1 protein-coding gene is annotated in these 1332 nt (G+C 40.2%); it reads left to right on the forward strand.

Annotated features, from left to right (window positions below; genetic code table 11):
- Positions 1-80: 80 nt before the first annotated feature.
- Positions 81-1213 (forward strand): IS3 family transposase gene (locus tag WKT09_RS13635; protein WP_340416555.1). Its coding sequence is split into 2 segments (ribosomal slippage): positions 81-330 and positions 330-1213, totalling 1134 coding nucleotides; the frame shifts between segments, so codons are not numbered across the junction.
- Positions 1214-1332: the final 119 nt, after the last annotated feature.

Consider the following 1332-nt stretch of genomic DNA (forward strand, 5'->3'; position numbering starts at 1 on the left):
TGAATCGGTTACACTTAGTTAGACAAATATTTTAAGGTCATATAAACTTAACTCAACAATAAGTCGGAGGAGAGTCAGTCATGACCAAAAGAAAAAGAAGAACATTCTCAAAAGAATTCAAAGAACAAATTGTTCAGCTGCATGCTTCTGGTAAACCAAGAGCCGAGATTATCAAAGAATACGAGTTGACACCGTCCTCTTTTGATAGGTGGGTTAGCCAGTATAACTCATCTGGTTCTTTTGAAGAAAAAAATAATCGAACCCCCGAACAGGAAGAGCTAATCAAATTACGTAAAGAAAACCAAAGACTTTCCATGGAAAATGATATTTTAAAGCAAGCCGCGCTGATCATGGGACGAAGGTAGATGTGATTCGTAATAATCGACACAAATACTCGGTATCAGCAATGTGCGAAGTCCTGCAAATTCCTAGAAGCACCTACTATTATGAGGCGAAAGAACGTGATACAAAAGAAGAAGAGGAACTAACCAAGTTAATTAAGGAAATATTCAAGGAAAATAGACGCGTCTATGGACAACGGAAAATCAAAATAGAACTTCAAAAGAAAGGCTGGCAGGTCTCTCGCCGCCGCATTGGCAGAATTATGAAAGACCAAGGACTTGTCTCTAAATACACAGTTGCCCAGTTTAAGCCTAAAAAGACAACTGTAAATGAATCTGACGTTGGCAATGTGTTAAACCGTGCATTTACCCAGGACCAGCCATTGAAAGTAGTTGTAAGTGATTTGACCTACGTTCGAGTGCGACAAAGATGGCATTATATTTGTGTGCTGGTTGATCTACACAACCGTGAAATCATTGGTCACAGCGCTGGTCGACACAAGGATGCAAAGTTAGTTCAACGCGCCTTTGCGACAGTACCATACAACTTAAATCACCTTGAATTATTCCATACAGACCGTGGAAGTGAGTTTAAAAATCAATTAATTGATGAAGCACTAATTACATTTGGCATCGACAGATCATTAAGCCATAAAGGCACGCCATACGACAATGCAGTTGCTGAAGCAACCTTTAAAACAATTAAAACAGAGTTCGTCAACGGCACAGTTTTCTCTAGTCAGGAAGAGTTGGATCTCGAATTGTTTGATTACGTCAATTGGTTTAATAACATTCGTATTCATGAGTCATTAGACTATTTGACACCAAGGGAGTACAAGCTTCAGCATCAGTTAGAACAGACCGCTATCTAACTTCAATGCGTCCACTTTACTTGGAGTGGCGGGCGTGATAGCCTTATTCGGCAAGCCAGCACGGTTTTTAATAAGCTGGTGTCCTGGCAATCAAATCACGCCCGTAGAGGCTCAAAGTC

The organism is Pseudogracilibacillus sp. ICA-222130 (assembly GCF_037892545.1).
Lineage (GTDB): Bacteria > Bacillota > Bacilli > Bacillales > Amphibacillaceae > Pseudogracilibacillus.